17 protein-coding genes and 5 pseudogenes are annotated in these 17,202 nt (G+C 49.8%); 15 read left to right on the top strand and 7 right to left on the bottom strand.

The window, feature by feature from the left end:
* Positions 1-120: 120 nt before the first annotated feature.
* The 13 genes and pseudogenes from DR88_RS24580 to DR88_RS29565 form a co-directional block, all read left to right on the top strand.
* Positions 121-996 carry a GTPase family protein gene (locus DR88_RS24580; RefSeq protein WP_025862132.1) on the top strand — a complete coding sequence of 292 codons (876 nt, stop codon included), beginning with the start codon at positions 121-123 and terminating at the stop codon, positions 994-996.
* A 243-nt stretch (positions 997-1,239) separates the two neighbouring features.
* Complete coding sequence (locus tag DR88_RS24585; RefSeq protein WP_001757887.1) at positions 1,240-1,956, top strand: helix-turn-helix transcriptional regulator; 717 nt, start codon at positions 1,240-1,242, stop codon at positions 1,954-1,956.
* A 35-nt stretch (positions 1,957-1,991) separates the two neighbouring features.
* On the top strand, positions 1,992-2,444 hold the full coding sequence (locus tag DR88_RS0124850; RefSeq protein WP_025862131.1) for a hypothetical protein: 453 nt from the start codon (positions 1,992-1,994) through the stop codon (positions 2,442-2,444).
* Between the two features lie 71 nt (positions 2,445-2,515).
* Positions 2,516-2,989, top strand: coding sequence for a YfjT/YkfB family phage-associated protein (locus tag DR88_RS24590; RefSeq protein ID WP_025862130.1), 474 nt, complete (start codon positions 2,516-2,518; stop codon positions 2,987-2,989).
* Between the two features lie 119 nt (positions 2,990-3,108).
* Positions 3,109-3,930: a DUF932 domain-containing protein gene (locus tag DR88_RS24595; RefSeq protein WP_032443765.1), complete on the top strand. Its 822-nt coding sequence runs from the start codon at positions 3,109-3,111 to the stop codon at positions 3,928-3,930.
* A 30-nt stretch (positions 3,931-3,960) separates the two neighbouring features.
* Positions 3,961-4,401, top strand: a complete 441-nt coding sequence (locus DR88_RS24600; RefSeq protein WP_032443764.1) for an antirestriction protein — start codon at positions 3,961-3,963, stop codon at positions 4,399-4,401.
* 131 nt (positions 4,402-4,532) lie between these two features.
* Positions 4,533-5,573 (top strand): IS481 family transposase, encoded by a 1,041-nt coding sequence (locus tag DR88_RS24605; RefSeq protein WP_004146847.1) that lies wholly within the window; start codon positions 4,533-4,535, stop codon positions 5,571-5,573.
* 105 nt (positions 5,574-5,678) lie between these two features.
* Positions 5,679-6,164 carry a RadC family protein gene (gene radC / locus DR88_RS24610; protein WP_025862308.1) on the top strand — a complete coding sequence of 162 codons (486 nt, stop codon included), beginning with the start codon at positions 5,679-5,681 and terminating at the stop codon, positions 6,162-6,164.
* A 10-nt stretch (positions 6,165-6,174) separates the two neighbouring features.
* Positions 6,175-6,516 carry a type IV toxin-antitoxin system YeeU family antitoxin gene (locus DR88_RS27475; RefSeq protein ID WP_053274373.1) on the top strand — a complete coding sequence of 114 codons (342 nt, stop codon included), beginning with the start codon at positions 6,175-6,177 and terminating at the stop codon, positions 6,514-6,516.
* A 20-nt stretch (positions 6,517-6,536) separates the two neighbouring features.
* Positions 6,537-6,878, top strand: coding sequence for a TA system toxin CbtA family protein (locus DR88_RS24615; RefSeq protein WP_025862310.1), 342 nt, complete (start codon positions 6,537-6,539; stop codon positions 6,876-6,878).
* Between the two features lie 272 nt (positions 6,879-7,150).
* The gene (locus DR88_RS24620; RefSeq protein ID WP_368913910.1) at positions 7,151-8,140 is read left to right on the top strand and encodes a restriction endonuclease; all 990 of its coding nucleotides are present in this window, start codon (positions 7,151-7,153) and stop codon (positions 8,138-8,140) included.
* 366 nt (positions 8,141-8,506) lie between these two features.
* Positions 8,507-9,618 (top strand): annotated as a pseudogene (locus tag DR88_RS0124840) (IS3 family transposase).
* Between the two features lie 16 nt (positions 9,619-9,634).
* A pseudogene (locus tag DR88_RS29565) lies at positions 9,635-9,823 on the top strand (integrase core domain-containing protein); the annotation flags it as partial.
* A gap of 198 nt (positions 9,824-10,021) precedes the next feature.
* On the opposite strand, the gene DR88_RS0124835 reads toward DR88_RS29565, so the two are convergent.
* Positions 10,022-10,462, bottom strand: a complete 441-nt coding sequence (locus tag DR88_RS0124835; RefSeq protein ID WP_004146852.1) for a hypothetical protein — start codon at positions 10,460-10,462, stop codon at positions 10,022-10,024.
* A gap of 105 nt (positions 10,463-10,567) precedes the next feature.
* Between DR88_RS0124835 and DR88_RS24630 the strand changes: the two genes are divergently transcribed.
* A protein-coding gene (locus DR88_RS24630) for an IS1 family transposase (protein ID WP_151393810.1) occupies positions 10,568-11,264 on the top strand; the annotation gives its coding sequence in 2 pieces (ribosomal slippage) (positions 10,568-10,821 and positions 10,820-11,264; 699 coding nt in all).
* A 10-nt stretch (positions 11,265-11,274) separates the two neighbouring features.
* On the opposite strand, the gene DR88_RS27450 is transcribed toward DR88_RS24630, so the two are convergent.
* From DR88_RS27450 to DR88_RS24655, 6 genes and pseudogenes are all read right to left on the bottom strand, one after another.
* Positions 11,275-11,682 (bottom strand): hypothetical protein, encoded by a 408-nt coding sequence (locus tag DR88_RS27450; protein WP_227539924.1) that lies wholly within the window; start codon positions 11,680-11,682, stop codon positions 11,275-11,277.
* Between the two features lie 10 nt (positions 11,683-11,692).
* Positions 11,693-12,365: pseudogene (locus tag DR88_RS24635) on the bottom strand (IncC plasmid conjugative DNA transfer DtrJ family protein).
* Positions 12,365-12,631 carry a hypothetical protein gene (locus tag DR88_RS24640; protein ID WP_004178415.1) on the bottom strand — a complete coding sequence of 89 codons (267 nt, stop codon included), beginning with the start codon at positions 12,629-12,631 and terminating at the stop codon, positions 12,365-12,367. Before DR88_RS24640 ends, DR88_RS24635 begins: the two are co-directional and overlap by 1 nt.
* A pseudogene (gene traD / locus DR88_RS24645) lies at positions 12,594-13,877 on the bottom strand (conjugative transfer system coupling protein TraD); the annotation flags it as partial. The pseudogene traD and the gene DR88_RS24640, both read right to left, overlap by 38 nt.
* Before the next feature lie 134 nt (positions 13,878-14,011).
* Positions 14,012-14,275, bottom strand: coding sequence for a hypothetical protein (locus DR88_RS24650; protein WP_004192273.1), 264 nt, complete (start codon positions 14,273-14,275; stop codon positions 14,012-14,014).
* Positions 14,265-15,392 (bottom strand): PAAR domain-containing protein, encoded by a 1,128-nt coding sequence (locus DR88_RS24655; protein WP_004146856.1) that lies wholly within the window; start codon positions 15,390-15,392, stop codon positions 14,265-14,267. The genes DR88_RS24650 and DR88_RS24655 overlap by 11 nt, the downstream gene beginning before the upstream one ends.
* A 649-nt stretch (positions 15,393-16,041) precedes the next feature.
* On the opposite strand from DR88_RS24655, the pseudogene DR88_RS29210 reads away from it, so the two are divergent.
* Positions 16,042-17,131, top strand: a pseudogene (locus DR88_RS29210) (IS3 family transposase).
* The last annotated feature ends 71 nt before the right edge of the window (positions 17,132-17,202 follow it).

Genomic DNA, 17,202 nt, shown 5'->3' with positions numbered 1-17,202 from the left:
CACAAAGTCCTTTGCGTTAATCTAAAATTCCAAATAATTTCAGACAGATATTATCTCATTGAATCCCCGCCTTCCTGACTGGATCGCGGGGTTTTTAATTTTTCACGCTGAGACTTCTGTATGAATAAACCTGACGGCCTTCAGGCCTTTGAACAACCGCTTGCGTCGCTTCCGTGCACACTTCGCCAGCTTATTCTTGAACGTATCCAGAACCTGACCCATTACGAGCCGGTGATTGGAATCATGGGCAAAAGTGGTACAGGTAAATCCTCTCTCTGCAACGAACTTTTCCAGGGCGAGGTGTCCCCGGTGAGTGATGTGAACGCCTGTACTCGCGACGTACTGCGCTTCCGGTTGCGCAGCGGTCGTCACAGTCTGGTGATTGTCGATTTACCGGGTGTAGGTGAAAACGGGCGCCGGGATCATGAGTACCGGGCCCTGTACCGTCGAATGCTGCCGGAGCTGGACCTGGTGCTGTGGGTCATTAAGGCCGATGATCGGGCACTGACCGTGGACGAGCAGTTCTGGCTCGGTGTGATGCAACCTTACAGGCAAAAGGTACTGTTTGTGATTAACCAGGCCGACAAAATCGAACCCTGTTATGAATGGGATACCCTCACCAGCAAACCTTCAACACACCAACAGGGAAATCTTAAAGCGAAGCAGGCTGCGATTATGGCGATGTTTAAACCGCATCATCCGGTCTGTGCGGTGTCCGCCAGCACTGGATGGGGTATTGAGGATATGGTGGCAACCATGATGCGCTGTCTGCCTGACCGCGCCACCAGCCCGGTGGTGACACAACTGCACGGGAGACTCTGCACAGAGCCGGTAAAGTCGCAGGCCCGTGACAGTTTCGGTGACGCTGTGGGCCTTGTTTTCGATACGGCTGAGTCATCGTCATTCCTGCCTGCGCCATTGAAAACGGTGATTCGTACCGTGCGTGATGCGGTGGTGTCGGTCGCACGGGCCGTCTGGGACTGGATATTCTTCTGATATCGCAATTTTCTCTGCGAATGATGAACTGGTTGTTAATGATGTGTTGATTGTGGACACGTCCTTTCCACTGCGTTTTATCATCAATTAAATCAGGCGAAGCATCATTATCTGTCAGACGAGCGCCCACAAGGCTGGACTGCTCATAAAAAATAGTTCCGATGTTGTCCATACCCTGTCCACTCCTTCCTTTAAAGTAATCATTATTAATTCAGAGAGTCTCCTTCTCAGGAGAAATCTTTCATGACGCTTCAGGAGCGGCGACATGACCGGCTTGCCGTCAGGTTGTCGTTGATTATCAGCCGTCTGGTGTCCGGTGAAACTCTGTTTATTCGCAAACTGGCAACTGAATTCGGGGTGTCAGAGCGCACGCTGCGTCGTGACTTTCGGGAGCGTCTGATGTATCTCGATCTGGATTATTACCAGGGGCAGTGCAGTCTGCGCTCGGATATTCACAGTACGCGGCAGGAAATAGATATTCTGACCTTTGCTCACCGCACGGGGCTGGCCGGGGTTTTCCCGGGCTTTGACCGGCGACTGGTCAGCAGCCTGCTGGACTGTGATGATCGACCCTGTCTGGTATGGCATCAGGACAGACCTCATCCCCCGGCAGGAAAGCTCTCCTTCTACAGGCTGGTCAGAGCTATTTCGGGATGTCAGCGCATCACCATTCTGACTGAAGGGGAGCGTCATGAGGCCGTTGCACCTTACCGGCTAATCGCTCTGGACGGTTACTGGTATCTGGTCGCTGAACATAACAGGCAATTACGTGTCTTCCGGCTGGATGAGATTCATCTGGTAAGGCCATCGCGGGAAACATTTATTCGCAGTGAGCTTCTCTATCAGCTATCGGAGGATAAGCATTTTATCTCTGCCTTACCTCATTTCCGTTTTATTCAGCAGTCGCTGAATTCATTTTCTCCCTCAGAAAGTCGGGGGCAATCCGGACAAACTGATTAGAGATGGTCTCCATAATTAAATGTAAGGTTAATCTAATGAAAGAATTGAAATTGTTGTCTTTACTGCCAATCATGTTGTTCCCCTTACTTATCACAGGTAATGCTCACGCAGCACGTCCTTATAGCGAGTTTCTGCCTGCGGCAGTGAATAATAAGAGTGGGAATATATTCTGGTGTGATGCCCACCGCCAGGTCAGAAAACTGTGTACAGCGACGGAAGTAGATTCAATGGGATGGTTTATTGTTGTTCGCTCGAAACCTTCCAGAGATTGTCCGGGCGGCATTTGGGGGTGGATCACTCCCAGTAAAGACGATGTGGCAACAGGGTATACCATTACGCCAGGTAAAGAATTCAATCTCACCATGAAGGATATGTGCAGTCCCGATATGAAAGTAACGTTCCGCCCGAATAAAAAGGACCCTCGTTATGACGATCTCGTCGGGATTTATGCCGGGAAAGAAGCGTTTCGCTACAAACAAATAAAATAATCCAACTGTTTTTTCGTTACTTTATTGTTTTAAACAACAAAAGCTTTATTACATTATTTGAGGGCAACATTATGCGACTGCCTTACGTAATATTTACATTAGCTATGCTGGCTTCTGTATCAACAGCACAGGCTATTCCCAATATGTGGACGAGTGGTTTTGGGATGGGCGTGACTGAATATATCATTACCAGCCCGGAGAAGGTGGTGTTTAATCTGAACTGTACTGGCAATCCGGATGTGCAGAATATTCTGCAACACGGTGTTGATCTCACCCTGCCTGATGGAACATCAGTAAGCTCTCATGACGACGGAACGGAAATAACGGTCGTCATGGATAACAGTCAGTATCCGTTACCGTCATTCCTCGGCTGGCGAAACGGTGACAATGCCTGGGTGTCATTTATTGACGCCCTGAGCCAGTCTGCGAGTTTTGATGTTTACGTCAACGATAAAAAAGTCGGCTCCTTCAGCCCGGGGCTGAAGAATACGCAGAAAGAATTATCTGACCTCAGTGGCTGCAGAACCACCCATTACAGCGATTAATCCTTAATATTTCAGTCGCCTACAGCTCGCAACACACCAACACCAGATAGTAACAGGCCATGCTCCTTCGGGAACATGGCCTTTTTGTTTTCATTTCATTATCAGATAAGGAGTTAGCCATGCGATTAGCCAGCCGCTTTGGCCGTATAAACCAGATACGCCGTGACCGGCCTCTGACCCACGAAGAGCTGATGAGCCATGTCCCCAGCGTGTTCGGGAGTGACAAGCATGAATCTCGTTCAGACCGTTACACCTACATCCCTACCATTACCATTCTCGAAAGCCTGCAGCGTGAAGGCTTTGAGCCGTTCTTTGCCTGCCAGACGAAGGTCCGTGACCTGAGCAAGCGGGAGCACACCAAACACATGCTTCGCCTGCGTCGTGCCAGTCAACTGACCGGGCATCAGGTTCCGGAAATCATTTTGCTCAACAGTCATGACGGCTCCTCGAGCTATCAGATGCTTCCGGGACTGTTTCGTGGCGTCTGTACCAACGGCCTGGTCTGCGGTCAGTCATTCGGAGAAGTGCGGGTACCGCATAAAGGTAATGTCGTCGAGAAGGTGATTGAAGGGGCTTACGAAGTGCTCGGGGTCTTTGACCGGGTGGATGAGAAACGCGATGCAATGCAGTCGCTGGCGTTACCAGCCCCGGCCCGTCACGCGCTGGCAAATGCCGCACTGAAGTATCGATTTGGTGAGGAGCACCAGCCGGTCACGGTATCGCAGTTGCTGACCCCACGTCGCCGGGAGGACTACAGCGATGACCTGTGGACCGTATACCAGCGCGTGCAGGAGAACCTGATGAAAGGTGGACTGTCAGGGCGAACCGCTCAGGGGAAAAGAAGCTGCACCCGTGCCGTTACCGGTATTGATGGCGATGTGAAGCTCAACCGCGCCCTGTGGGTTATGGCAGAAAACATGCTCGAATTTTTCGGGCGTTAAACAACCGTTCCGGCATAAGGAGATAGTTTAATGGATACCCACAACCCTGAGTTTGCTGAGCAGGCAGCAATTACTGCCTCGGTAGTCCCTGACGAGTTACGTATCGGCTTCTGGCCAAAGCGCTTTGGATCTATCCCACAATGGATAACCCTTGAGCCCCAAATATTTGGCTGGATGGATCGTCTGTGCGCTGATTACAGCGGCGGCGTCTGGAGCTTTTACATACTCAGCAACGGCGGCGCATTTATGGCTCCGGAGCCCGACGGTGAGAAGTGGACGTTGTTCAACCCGATGAATGTAAACGATGCGGAGATGAGCGGAGAGGCTGCCGGTATAGCGGCCTGCCTGATGGCATACAGCCACCACGCTTGTCGCACCGAGTGTGACGCTATGACTGAGCACTATTATCGCTTACGTGACTACGCGCTAAACCATCCGGAATGCAGCGCCATTATGTATCTAGTCGACTGAGGAATACCTGACATGAATATCGCATTATCTGTATTAGTCGCGACTTGATCTGACACTGGACCTTGAAAGGTTGAGAGTTACCGGTTTTGATATGGGTGTCCAATCCTTAAACAAAACACGAGGTAACTCTCATGATTCATACTAACAATCCCATCATCAAACACAAAGCTGGCCTGCTCAATCTGGCAGAAGAACTCGGTAACGTTTCAAAAGCCTGTAAGATCATGGGCGTGTCACGCGATACCTTTTATCGCTATCAGGAACTGGCTGCAGAAGGTGGCATTGATGCGTTGATTAACCAAAACCGCCGGGTTCCCAACCTCAAGAACCGTGCCGATGAGGCCACTGAACGCGCGGTTGTTGAATATGCCGTTGAGTTCCCCGCTCATGGTCAGCACCGGACCAGTAATGAGCTGCGTAAAAAAGGCGTATTTATCTCCGGCAGCGGCGTTCGTTCCATCTGGCAACGGCACGACCTGGAGAACTTCCGTAAGCGTCTGAAGGCCCTTGAGGAGAAAGTCGCCAGAGAAGGCATCGTACTGAGCGATGCCCAAATCGCGGCTCTGGAGAAGAAAGCGCATGATGACGAGGCCAGCGGTGAAATCGAGACGGCACATCCGGGGTATCTGGGCTCACAGGACACCTTCTACGTGGGTAATCTGAAAGGCGTGGGCCGTATCTACCAGCAGACGTTCGTGGATACGTACTCGAAAGTGGCACACTGCAAGCTGTATACGAGTAAAACGCCGATCACCGCCGCCGACCTGCTCAATGCTCGTGTACTGCCGTTCTACGAGGCTCAGGGACTGCCGATGCTGAGAATACTGACCGACAGGGGTACTGAGTACTGCGGGAAAGTGGAACAGCATGACTATCAGCTGTACCTGGCCATCAACGATATCGACCATACGAAAACGAAAGCGATGTCTCCGCAAACGAACGGGATCTGTGAGCGCTTCCATAAAACTATTTTGCAGGATTTTTATCAGGTTGCGTTCCGTAAGAAGTTATACGCAGACCTGGAAAGCCTGCAAACGGATCTGGACAGCTGGCTGTGGCATTACAATAATGAGCGAACTCATCAGGGAAAAATGTGCTGCGGGCGTACGCCAATGGCAACATTACTTGATGGAAAACGGGTCTGGGCAGAAAAGAATCTGAACCAGATTTAATCTGACAGACACCTGTATAAATAACCGGTAACTGTCAGATCAGGTCTGAGCTAGTACACATTATCTCCGGTATCATCACAGCCTGAACTTTTTCCGCTGGCGGTTATGGCTCAACATGATTACCTGCTTACCGCGACATCCGGATTAACACCCTATGCTCAACGGACCATCCGACGCGCTACCAATCTGCTGGATAAATATCTGCGCCAGCCCGGTATATCCTTTACCTCAAGTACTGCTGCCCGTGACTGGCTTCGGTTACAGCTGGCAGGACAAGAACGGGAAGTGTTTATGGTGCTCTATCTCGATAACCAGCACCGTTTACTGGAGAGTGAAACGCTATTTGCCGGTTCGGTTAACCATGTCCAGGTCCATCCCCGTGAGGTGGTGAAGTCAGCGCTTCGCTTCAATGCTGCTGCTGTTGTGCTGGCGCATAACCATCCATCCGGTGCTCCGGAGCCCAGCCAATGTGACCGCAACATTACGGGCAGGCTTAAAGAAGCGCTGGCACTGGTTGATGTGAATACTCTCGATCATCTGGTTATCGGTTCAGATGGAATTGTGTCGTTTGCAGAGCGAGGCTGGATATGAGGGCACTTCAATGAAATCTACTGACTCAGAGAACGATTCATTTCTCAAGTGGGGTCTGAATCGTAATGTGACACCTTGCTTTGGCGCTCGTCTGGTACAGGAGGGAAACCGGCTGCACTATCTGGCTGACCGGGCCAGTATCACCGGTAAGTTCAGCGAAGCAGAATGTCTTAAGCTGGATGTGGCATTCCCACATTTTATCAGCCAGATGGAGTCGATGTTGACTACTGGTGAAATGAATCCTCGCCATGCCCACTGTGTCACCCTGTACCACAATGGTTTCACCTGCGAAGCCGATACCCTTGGCAGTTACGGCTACGTATACATCGCCGTTTACCCCACTCAACGTTAACTAACTCCACAAGAGCAAATATGCAAACTCTACCTGCAACAACTCCGCAGGCGGTGACGCTATGTCTGTCGCCCGTGGCAGTATGGCAAATGCTGCTTGCACGCCTGCTGGAACAACATTATGGCCTGACACTCAACGACACACCATTCAGTGATGAAACGGTAATTCAGGAACATATCGATGCCGGTATATCTTTGGCCGATGCCGTTAATTTTCTGGTGGAAAAGTACGGGCTGGTTCGTATTGATCGCAGGGGATTCAACTGGCAAGAACAGTCCCCATATCTGCGGGCGGTCGATATTCTGCGGGCGCGACAGGCAACTGGTTTATTAAAAAGAAATCGTATTAGCGCGGCACGGTGAACATTGGGAATAGCCTCCCTGATTCACATTGCAGTCTTACTTATTTACTCACTCCAAAAAGCACCTGCCGATGCTGGTTGGTGCTTTTACTTATATGGACGAAACATCATGCAAATTGAAGCTGTAATTTTAACTGGGCACATTATCGCAAGCACAATCCGGGAATCCTGGGCCGTCGTTGTTGATGGTTTTGACGCATACTACGAACAAGCTTATGATCCAGCATAATTTCTTTTCCTCATGAAGGGACTGGTATGGGCAACAGAATGTGGATGATCCGCGGTGACGGCGGCAAGCTCTATGACGATTTTCGCGATAAGCAAATTGTAGGCATCGGTTGGTCTCAGCTGGCTCCATTAGTCAAACCCGGCCTATCCCGAGCCCAGTTACTCGCCTTATACCAGGAGGCTGATCCCTTAACAAAGCTCGGAACAGCCCGTTCTGGCGCATCGCAGGTCTGGCGTTTTGTGAATGAGATCCAAAAGGGTGATTGGGTTATTACCTATTCGCCAGCCAACCGTACTTATTTGCTAGGCAAAGTTACTTCAGACTTCCAGTATCATCCTGAATGGGTGGAAGAGGGGATGGGTATCGCTCGGCAGGTTAAATGGAATACTCAAGAAATCGACCGCGATAGACTGTCTGTTGCTACCAAAAACACATTGGGTTCTACGCTGACGGTTTTCCAGCTTCCAGAATATGCGCTAGAAGAGCTTTTGCAGGATAAGAAACCCACTGCAGATGTAATTACTCAGAATCCAATTGCGATGGATGAAGATGAGGTTGTTTCTGATCCGCTTCGCGATATGGAAATGCTGGCGTTTGAGGGTATCAAAGATCGTATCAACTCTCTTGACTGGGATGAGATGCAAAATCTTGTTGCCGGAGTTTTACGCAGTATGGGCTATAAAACGCAGGTCTCACCTGCGGGAGCTGATCGGGGTAAAGACATCATTGCTTCACCTGATGGGTTCGGTTTTGAAAATCCGCGTATCATCGTTGAAGTAAAGCACCGCAGGGAACAGATGGGAAGCCAACAGATACGCAGCTTTATCGGCGGTCGCCATAAAGACGATCGCGGGCTTTATGTCAGTACAGGGGGTTTTACGAAAGATGCTCGATATGAAGCCGACCGTTCGACAATACCACTGACGCTCTGGACACTTGATGATCTCGTCCGTGCGCTTATTGAGAACTACGAACAAGTTGATATCGAGACTAAACTTTTGGTGCCTCTGAAGAAAACGTTCCTGCCTGCCTGAGTCTTGCTTCAACAGCCATATCAGTGTTCTACTGGTATGGCTTTATACCCACTTGCAATGTCTATTTTTTGTACGGATTTTAACTTGTGGGTACAAGTGCGGGTATAACTATTTATTCCTGTTTATAAACAATATTGATATCAGTCTATTAGGTGTGAAATTCGAGTCCGGCCTTCGCACATCGGAACATCAATAGACGTCGACGGACGTCTTTTTTGTGCCTGAAATCCGCGCTACGCAAGGCTTTTCGCGATTCTCCTTTCAACAGAAGTCAATCTGAGTCAACCTGTAAGCATCCCGGTAAACCGGACCATTCACATTTAGAGATCTTCCGGCATACTGAATATATCCTTGGAGGAGATCGCCATACGCAAAGCCCGATTCACCGAACACCAGATCATCGCCGTTCTGAAGTCCGTCGAAGCCGGACGCACCGTCAAAGATGTGTGCCGCGAAGCCGGGATTTCTGAGGCCTCGTACTACAACTGGAAAGCGAAGTTCGGCGGTATGGAAGCCTCTGATATCAAAAAGATGAAGGACCTCGAAGATGAAAACCGCCGGTTGAAACAGATGTTTGCGGACCTGAGCCTCGAGTGCCGCGCATTGAAAGACGTTATTGAAAAAAAGCTTTAAAACCAGCGATAAAGCGTGAGTTGGTCAGCTATCTGACCGCGCAGTTTGCCATGAGCTTACGTCAGGCATGCAGGATATTGTCGCTGAGCAGGACGGTATTTCGTTATCAGCCGGATACGCAACGTGATGAGCCAGTCATTATGGCGCTGACCGTGGCGGCTGAACGCTATCCGCGATACGGATATAAAAGGTTTTTTCAGGTCCTTCGCAGGCAGGGCAACGCCTGGAACCATAAGCGCGTTCACCGGATTTACTTCCTGCTGAAACTGAATTTTCGCCGTAAGGGAAAACAGCACCTGCCGGTGCGCAATCCGGCTCCGCTGGCAACGCCAGAGGCGATGAACCAGAGCTGGTCCATCGATTTTATGCACGATGCGCTGGTGTGCGGCAGACGTTTCAGAACCTTCAACGTGGTGGATGGTTATAACCGGGAAGCGCTGGCGATCGAAATTGACCTGAATATCCCGGCGCAGCGGGTTGTCAGAGTGCTGGGCAGGATCGTGGCAAACCGCGGATATCCGCTGAAGATGCGGATGGATAACGGTCCGGAGCTGGTCTTGCTGACGCTGGCACAATGGGCAGAAGAGCATGGTGTGATGCTGGAATTTCTCAGGCCCGGCAAGCCAACACAGAATGCCTTTATCGAATGATTCAACCGGACGTACCGGACAGAAATACTGGATTTTTATCTGTTCAGAACCCTGAACGAAGCACGTGAAATTACAGAGCGCTGGCTGGCTGAATATAACAGCGAGCGCCCCCATGAATCCCTGAAAAGCCTGACGCCGGAAGAATACCGGCTGATGGCTGAAACCCCGGAAATCTCAAAAAGTGCGTGGAACTAAAACGGGTGCGCTTACACCAACGCAGAACGGATTTTTTGAGAGTTTTAACGGACGCTTTCGCGATGAATGTCTGAATGAGCACTAGTTCAGAGATATCGGTCACGCCAGGAAAACCATTAATGTCTGGCGGCAGGATTATAACGAGTGTCGTCCACATTCAGCACTAAATTATCAGACGCCATCAGAATTTGCAGCACGATGGTGAAATGGGGAATTAAACAGTTAGAAAACAGATATTACTAACTTACGGTTATATCGAATCCTGGGGGCTGGTCAATTATGGTGAAAATCGTGAATGTCAGCTTATTTGTAGTCATATGAGTCATCCCGCTGGCATTCGTTTGCTAGATGACCCTATAAACTGTTATTGTCAGCCGATGAATCAAACAGAGTTTTTTATAATTTAAATGCTCTGTCCCGGGGTCCAGAGCGGTTCCAAAGGATAGGTATAATATTCATCATCAGCATGATTTTCATCCCAGATAAGTTTCCCTCTTTGTGTAATCCCTTTCACATGACGTGTATTTCTTTCTTCAAAGTAGCCACATGCTAAATGTCGAATCTGCGCATATCTAACTGCATTTATGCCGAGGTGATCCCATATCACTTTGTTTTTTATGGCGAAATTTATTCCTCCGGGATATTGTTTGCTGGGGTATGCTATAACATAAATGTCAGAATTTTTTTCAAAGATACAATTGGCAACATATGAAGTTATGTTGTAGTTATCGCTCATTAGAGAGTCAGAAAGGAATTTGTCAGTTATAAGTAATCGGGTTACTTCATCAGGATTGCAGGCATTGATCAATTTGTTAATTGATTGTGATTGATTACCCAGAAGCATTCCTCTTCCTGTAACTTGAGTATGTGAAAGTTCCCCGATCGGAAGAACTTGGTAATGCTACCAACTTACTGATTTAGTGTATGATGGTGATTTTAAGGTGCTTGCGTGGCTTCCATTTCCATCAGATGTCCCACTTGTTCAGCTACCGAAGGCGTCGTGCGTAACGGTAAAAGCACTGCCGGACATCAGCGCTATCTCTGCTCTCACTGCCGTAAAACATGGCAAATCAGCTTCACTTACACCGTCTCTCAACCCGGTACACATCAGAAAATCATTGATATGGCTATGAATGGGGTTGGGTGCCGTGCCAGTGCCCGCATTATGGGCGTTGGCCTCAACACGATTTTACGGCACTTAAAAACTCAGGCCGGAGCCGGTAACATCGCGCATACAACCGGGCAGTGACGTCATTGTCTGCGCGGAAATGGACGAACAGTGGGGCTACGTCGGGGCTAAATCACGTCAGCGCTGGTTATTTTACGCCTATGACAGGATGCGCAGGACGGTGGTGGCACACGTCTTTGGTGAGCGTACTCTGGCCACACTGGAGCGTCTTCTGGAGCTGCTGTCGGTATTTGATGTGGTGGTATGGATGACGGATGGCTGGCCGCTTTATGAATCACGCCTGAAGGGAAAGCTGCACGTTATCAGCAAGCGTTACACTCAGCGCATTGAGCGACATAACCTGAATCTGAGACAACATCTGGCAAGGCTGGGACGGAAGTCACTGTCGTTCTCAAAATCGGTGGAGCTGCATGACAAGGTCATCGGGCATTATCTGAACATAAAACACTATCAGTAAGTTGGAGTCATTACCGAAGAACTTTTATGCTATTATAGATACGAAAAGTAGCTATAGTATAATAATTAAAGCTATTATTATAATTTTTTAACTCGTTAAGTGCAGTGTTTTTACTGCTGGCTGTGTAGAGAATCTCATTTTCATCTGAATCAATTCTACCGTAGGATCTTATTTCTTTTGGGGGGCAAAGAATTTTACTGACGTGGTCAATAGGGGACGCATCATTTCCCATATACCTTGCTCTATAATATGAAGAGCCTTCTCCCCAATCAACATAGAGCAAAGGGTGGTGTTTGATCAATTTAGCTAAGAATTCTTTTTTCATAGCTATGTTGTATTGAGGGAAATTATTGATCCCAGTGACTAGCTCATCAACTGATAACGGTGGAAATTGTTCGATGATAGTCTTTAATGTCATTTTAATATACTCAAAAATATTTTTTAAATGTCCTAATTACAAAGGATACCGCTAATCCAACTATTACTGAACTTAGTACCACAAAATATTCAGGGGTAAGAAATTGCGGCAACACCAGCCCCGTCGCTGTCTAGCTGGATGAAATCATACGCCTTGCATGATGATAAACAAACCCGGACTCATGGCCTGCGCCGAATCGCCGTAAGTCGCGGCGTACCAGCCCGTCAATCAGCCCTATAACAATGGTCAGCACAAACTGTGGTAGCGCCTGCAATAAAATAGCCAGCGCAGCAGAAAGGTAAGGGTAACTTACTCGCAGACAGTAACGCACAGCGGATCACCGTAGTGATGGTTTCCGTCCAGAACAACCCGCTTTGCCCGTTGAGCGAATGAACCAGCGCCGCAATCCCTTGCTGCAACGTATCGCTGACAATCGCGAGGTCTTCTACTAACCACATCGGTGCGCCAGCAGAGCTTTTCCACCACTGCCATGTCACCTGCAATACCTGCTCACTGTGACTGGCACAGGTGTTCCGCCAGAAAAACGCCTCGCCCAGCCACTCCAGCGTTATCGCCAGCATCCACGCGCCGAGGCAAAAGCCGACCAGCACGCCGGGAAGTAATGCTATCCAGCCGAGCCGTCCGGGGCGACGCACGGGGCCTGGTGGCGCATGTTCGGGCATCAGTGCAGCGGCAGAGTAATGTAGCGGCAGAGGAACCGTGCCTCGTGTGCCTCATCCAGTCGTATCTGAAAAATGTCGTGTTCGCCTTGCGGCGATGTAGCTTCGCGCCATGCCTGAAAGCCCTGCAAATTCATCCGGGCGATAATCTGGTCGGGCGTTTCTCCCTGCGTCAGCGCTTCCACCGCCTGTTGCAGGGGAAGAGGCAGTGTTTGTGCAGGCCACATCACTTCAACGCTCACGAGCTGGCGGTGTGTCCGGGGTATCATCGGTCTGTTTCTCCGTGGTTTCGCTGTCGTTCAGCCATAAAATAGGGTCATTTTTCGCCGTTACAACTGTCTCCGGGCGGTCCCACCATATGGGCGTGCTGTCGTACTGTTTTTCCATATAGCGGGCTATGTGTGTGATGCTTTCCGGCATCAGCGGATCGTGTGCTGCGTCCGGTAATGGGATGCGTAGCTTCCAGAGCTGACCACCTTCCAGCAGAGCGAACGCCTGCCCTTTGGGAAGCTGTACCAGTGAGGCGGGTTCCAGTAACGGCACCTGTATGCTGCTCATCCGATCCTGGGTGTTGCTGGAAAAACTGATATTGCCCTGTGCGTCGGCGCTGTCGGTAACGCCGGAACTGATGCTGTTGCTGAGCACATCCACCTGCGGCAGTTGCTTCGTCAACAATTCGACGGTGGCAGATTCCCGCACCCGCATCATGATCCGACTGTTGAAGTTGCCGACGACCTGGTCCGCTTTGGCGCGGTCGCCGATGCGGGCTTCTATATCGGAGAGCGTCTGGGTGTAGGCCGTAACCTCTACACCTGCGCCGCCGCCTTTATTTATTAGCGGAATAAATTCATCGCCCATCAGTTCACTGAACTCATCGCAGTGCAGGTTGATGGCCGGGTTCTCTTCCGTCTGCGGCAGGCCATCCATCACGCCGTGCTTGTAGATATGTCCGGCGACGCTGACCAGATCGGCGAACATTGAATTGCCGACAGCGGCGGCAATTTCTGCGTCAGACAATGCATCCAGCCCGACATAAATAATCGCCCGCTGGCGAATGGCCTGCTGCCAGTTGAATACTGGGCGCGGGTCGTTAAGGTCGCCGTAGTCCGGGGCCAGCAGTTGGGAGATTTTTCTGGTGGTCAGTTTTTCCAGCAGTGGCAGCAGCGAGGCGACGATCTTATCGAAATAGGTTTTGTCATAGCGCACGGCAGTACGTAGACCGTCGAGGATCGTGTCGTGTAATCGGGTGGTTGAAAGGTACTGCTCCAGCGCGACGACGTAGCTGTCCCTTCCCTGAAGATTACGTGGCGTGTTTTTCTCAGTGATGCCACCGGCAATCCGTACCACGTTGTCCCATGCCTGGCGGTCGTGGCTGGGCAAAAAGACGCGGGCGTAGTCGATAAATAGTTCGTCGATGTTGATAACGTGGCGGGCGATACGGGCGTAGTCCGGGCGCTGGCCCAGTGCCACCAGGGCGCGGGTGATGATGTTGACGAAGCGCCAGTCGAACCTCCTTTACTCAAACTTTAGGGCAGAATCGTCTACCGGAGTGGTGGGGGCAGTCCAGGGTGGCCAAATTCAGTGTGCCACTACATATTGTCTAAAATGAGGGAGGAAGGAAAAGGCTGGATCTCGCCAGCCTTTGACAGTCATTTCACTTTCTTGAAGATGAGCAGGATCAAAGGGACGCAGACAGCGAAACCAATGATGGAGGCTAAAGCCGAATCAGAGTGATTTTGCGCTAGCTCCTTAACAAACCAGGTACATTGAGAAGGGGTAAATTCTCCGCCTTGACTCATTGTCTCTGTAAAGTTAAGAGCGAAGACCAGATCGAAATAAAGCACGATAGCGTAATACGCTGCACAGATCAGCGCGATACTCACCCATCTGATCCAGAACTTCTTATTCATCATCGTAAGTGCTTCCCAATGAACCGCCTACTGTACCGCCTGAGTAGGGGGATGTTGAGCCAGCAACAGCAGCGGAATCGGCAGCAGATTGTTGAATTTTTGCACTCCCTCCTATTGATTGAGGGCTTTTGTTCTCGGTGTTAGGGTACTGCTGTTTGAATGTATTAGTCATTTCGACAACGAGGATTGATGAGAAATCCGCACTCTTTGATTCAAGATATCTTTGCAGTGAAACCGGAATAGTAAAATCTTCTTCTATGTCGATTGGTAGCTGTGTTGTCGTGGATGTGTAACCGTGTTCGAATACCTTTGAGCCAGCAAACTTGAGCCCCTCGACTGAGTGAGTGGTACAGTTGCTACCAGTGACATCATACTTATCAATGGTTCGGCCTCTTCGCTTTGTACCATCTTGCATGTTTGGCGTTTGAATTGGTGTTACACCGCCATTCCAAAGGTTTTCGAAGAATTTACGGATTATTTTAGGATCTGCATCATCAATGCGGAAAGCGCGAGCTCCCATTTCATAAAGTTCGTATCGGTAATACTTACGCGCATCTTCATCCTGGAAAAAGTCTAAAATCCCATCCCCAGTGAAGGTACTTTTATCAGTGCGTCCATAGCGTCCATAGGTGTAGAGGAAGATATTGTTATTCTCATGCACTGAAACGAAAACATGACCTGCACTTGTCGTTTCAGTCCAGATATAAACGCCGTTCAGCAGCGGGTTATCTTCTGGCTTGCAGGTGTCAGTCACATTATCAGCTTGGGGATCATAAATCGGGCCGGGTAGAACGGGAAATTCGACGACTTGAGATTGGGCTGTGTCGGCTTTCGCTGCCCCTGTAGAAAATTCATAAGTGTCATCGATGGAAGGAATAAAACGTGATTTGCAGGGACAGGAACAACGGCTGTGCAGTGTTCCGGCTACTCTTTTACCATGTATTTCGTCACTATCAAGGCCGCCGCAGATACGATAATGCCCTGGATGTTTGCCGCAGGTTACTTTATGGCCTTCACATGCCATATCTTTATCGAAAAATTGATGGTCGGGGCATCCTTCAAGAATCCTGCCACCGCAAGCGGTCTTATCACCCCTAAATAAAAAATGACCAATAGCCATTCGTCCTTATCCTTATTTTTGCTTTTAATTCCATGTGGGAAGTGTAAGTTTTTGGTGTTGGCGAGTAAATGAGCAAATGTAATAAAATCAAAGTATGTTAATCAATGGGAGCAGGTCGCCAGCTATGGATAGTGTTTATCCGCACGGTCAGTTGCAGACGAGATTTCCACAATTGCCTGCATTCCAACAGAGCAAGAGCCTGTCTTTTGTGAAGCTGGATCAGGGCGGCGGTATCGCGGACCGGTAAATTACTTGTGGTTACCTGTTAGCCGGTGTTGCTGGTAAAGCTGGTGACGCTGGAACTTATCTAGCGAGTATGTTCTTTCACCTTTGGTGGTTGCTTAGAATATGGCACCGCTTGGCCTACAGTCTGGAGAACACTGGACGGAACAGGAGGTCGTAAGTTGTTCCAGAAACGGCTGTTGCGGGTTAAGTGTCGACTAACAGATAGCTGTCATAATGGTCGGCTTCCGGCGTGAGAACGGAAGCTACAACCAATTCTTTGAAAATAAAAGCAGGGCTAATGCCAATCGTTTCATTACATACTTCCGCGTACTACGGTGGGGGTGTTGATCTCCTCCCTGAAAACAGTGCCGGGCTAAACTGAAGTCTCCGGTCTTTCTTCCATCTCACAGAGAGGCACATCGCCATGAAAAAGACCCGCTATACCGAAGAACAGATTGCGTTTGCTCTGAAACAGGCCGAAACCGGCACCCGCGACGGGGAAGTCTGCCGAAAGATGGGCATTTCTGAAGCCACTTTTTATAACTGGAAGAAGAAATTCGCCGGTCTGGGCGTGACCGAACTGCGGCGTCTGCGGCAACTGGAGGATGAAAATCTGCGGCTGAAGAAACTGGTGGCTGACCTGAGTCTGGACAAGGAGATGCTGCAGGAGGTACTGAAACAAAAGTTCTGAGGCCGGCTCAGAAACGTCAGGCGATGCATTTTCTGCGGGGGGCTTACCGTATCAGTGTCCGACGGGGATGAGGACTGCTGATGCAGAGCAGAACCGTTTACCACTGGCAGAGCCGGCGGGATGATCGGGCGATAACCCTGCGTATCCGGTAAATAGCGGAAACTCGGATCCGCTACGGTTGCCCGCGTATTCATATTCAGCTGCGGCGGGAAGGCTGGCCTGTTAACCACAAGAAAACACACCGGATTTACTGTCTGGAAGGCCTCAACCTGCGCAAAAAGCGCCCCCGCATGCATGTCATCGTCAGCAACGTCCGATCCTGATCGGTATCGATCAGTGCTGGAGTATGGATTTCGTGTCGGATAATCTGTTTAACGGACGACGTTTCCGGGCGCTGACTGTAGTGGATAATTTTAGTCGGGAGTGTGTGGCGATCCATGCCGGAAAGTCGCTGAAAGGTGAGTATGTGGTCGGTGTGATGGAAAGGTTGCGGGTGCTGGGCAAGCGTCTGCCGGTACGTATTCAGACAGATAACGGCAGCGAGTTTATTTTGAAAAGTCTGGATAAATGGGCGTATGAGCACGGTGTCACAATGGACTTATCCCGCCCCGGAAAACCAACGGATAACCCGTTTATTGAATCATTTAACGGCAGTCTGCGGGATGAATGCCTGAACATTCACTGGTTTCTCTCGCTGGAAGATGCGCAGGACAAACTCGACAACTGGCGCAGGGAATATAATCATGAGAGAACGCATTCATCATTAAATGACATGACTCCGGCTGAATTCATCCGAAGTCTCCGGAAAGACGAAGATCTCTGATTTAGCACTGCACTGAATTTGGGCCAGGGTCAAATCTGGCCGGGAACTCAAAAATGCATGCAACTAAAACA

The sequence above is a fragment of the Klebsiella pneumoniae genome, assembly GCF_000742135.1.
In the GTDB taxonomy this organism is placed as follows: domain Bacteria; phylum Pseudomonadota; class Gammaproteobacteria; order Enterobacterales; family Enterobacteriaceae; genus Klebsiella; species Klebsiella pneumoniae.
The sequence above is the reverse complement of the archived record's forward strand: the minus strand, read 5'-3'. Positions and strand labels throughout refer to the sequence as shown.

Excerpts from the sequence above, each read along its gene's own strand:
- DR88_RS24580 (WP_025862132.1), top strand. The coding sequence starts at position 121 with ATGAATAAACCTGACGGCCTTCAGGCCTTTGAACAACCGCTTGCGTCG.
- DR88_RS24585 (WP_001757887.1), top strand. The coding sequence starts at position 1,240 with ATGACGCTTCAGGAGCGGCGACATGACCGGCTTGCCGTCAGGTTGTCG.
- DR88_RS0124850 (WP_025862131.1), top strand. The coding sequence starts at position 1,992 with ATGAAAGAATTGAAATTGTTGTCTTTACTGCCAATCATGTTGTTCCCC.
- DR88_RS24590 (WP_025862130.1), top strand. The coding sequence starts at position 2,516 with ATGCGACTGCCTTACGTAATATTTACATTAGCTATGCTGGCTTCTGTA.
- DR88_RS24595 (WP_032443765.1), top strand. The coding sequence starts at position 3,109 with ATGCGATTAGCCAGCCGCTTTGGCCGTATAAACCAGATACGCCGTGAC.
- DR88_RS24600 (WP_032443764.1), top strand. The coding sequence starts at position 3,961 with ATGGATACCCACAACCCTGAGTTTGCTGAGCAGGCAGCAATTACTGCC.
- DR88_RS24605 (WP_004146847.1), top strand. The coding sequence starts at position 4,533 with ATGATTCATACTAACAATCCCATCATCAAACACAAAGCTGGCCTGCTC.
- radC (WP_025862308.1), top strand. The coding sequence starts at position 5,679 with ATGGCTCAACATGATTACCTGCTTACCGCGACATCCGGATTAACACCC.
- DR88_RS27475 (WP_053274373.1), top strand. The coding sequence starts at position 6,175 with ATGAAATCTACTGACTCAGAGAACGATTCATTTCTCAAGTGGGGTCTG.
- DR88_RS24615 (WP_025862310.1), top strand. The coding sequence starts at position 6,537 with ATGCAAACTCTACCTGCAACAACTCCGCAGGCGGTGACGCTATGTCTG.
- DR88_RS24620 (WP_368913910.1), top strand. The coding sequence starts at position 7,151 with ATGATCCGCGGTGACGGCGGCAAGCTCTATGACGATTTTCGCGATAAG.
- DR88_RS0124835 (WP_004146852.1), bottom strand. The coding sequence starts at position 10,462 with ATGCTTCTGGGTAATCAATCACAATCAATTAACAAATTGATCAATGCC.
- DR88_RS27450 (WP_227539924.1), bottom strand. The coding sequence starts at position 11,682 with ATGACATTAAAGACTATCATCGAACAATTTCCACCGTTATCAGTTGAT.
- DR88_RS24640 (WP_004178415.1), bottom strand. The coding sequence starts at position 12,631 with ATGATACCCCGGACACACCGCCAGCTCGTGAGCGTTGAAGTGATGTGG.
- DR88_RS24650 (WP_004192273.1), bottom strand. The coding sequence starts at position 14,275 with ATGATGAATAAGAAGTTCTGGATCAGATGGGTGAGTATCGCGCTGATC.
- DR88_RS24655 (WP_004146856.1), bottom strand. The coding sequence starts at position 15,392 with ATGGCTATTGGTCATTTTTTATTTAGGGGTGATAAGACCGCTTGCGGT.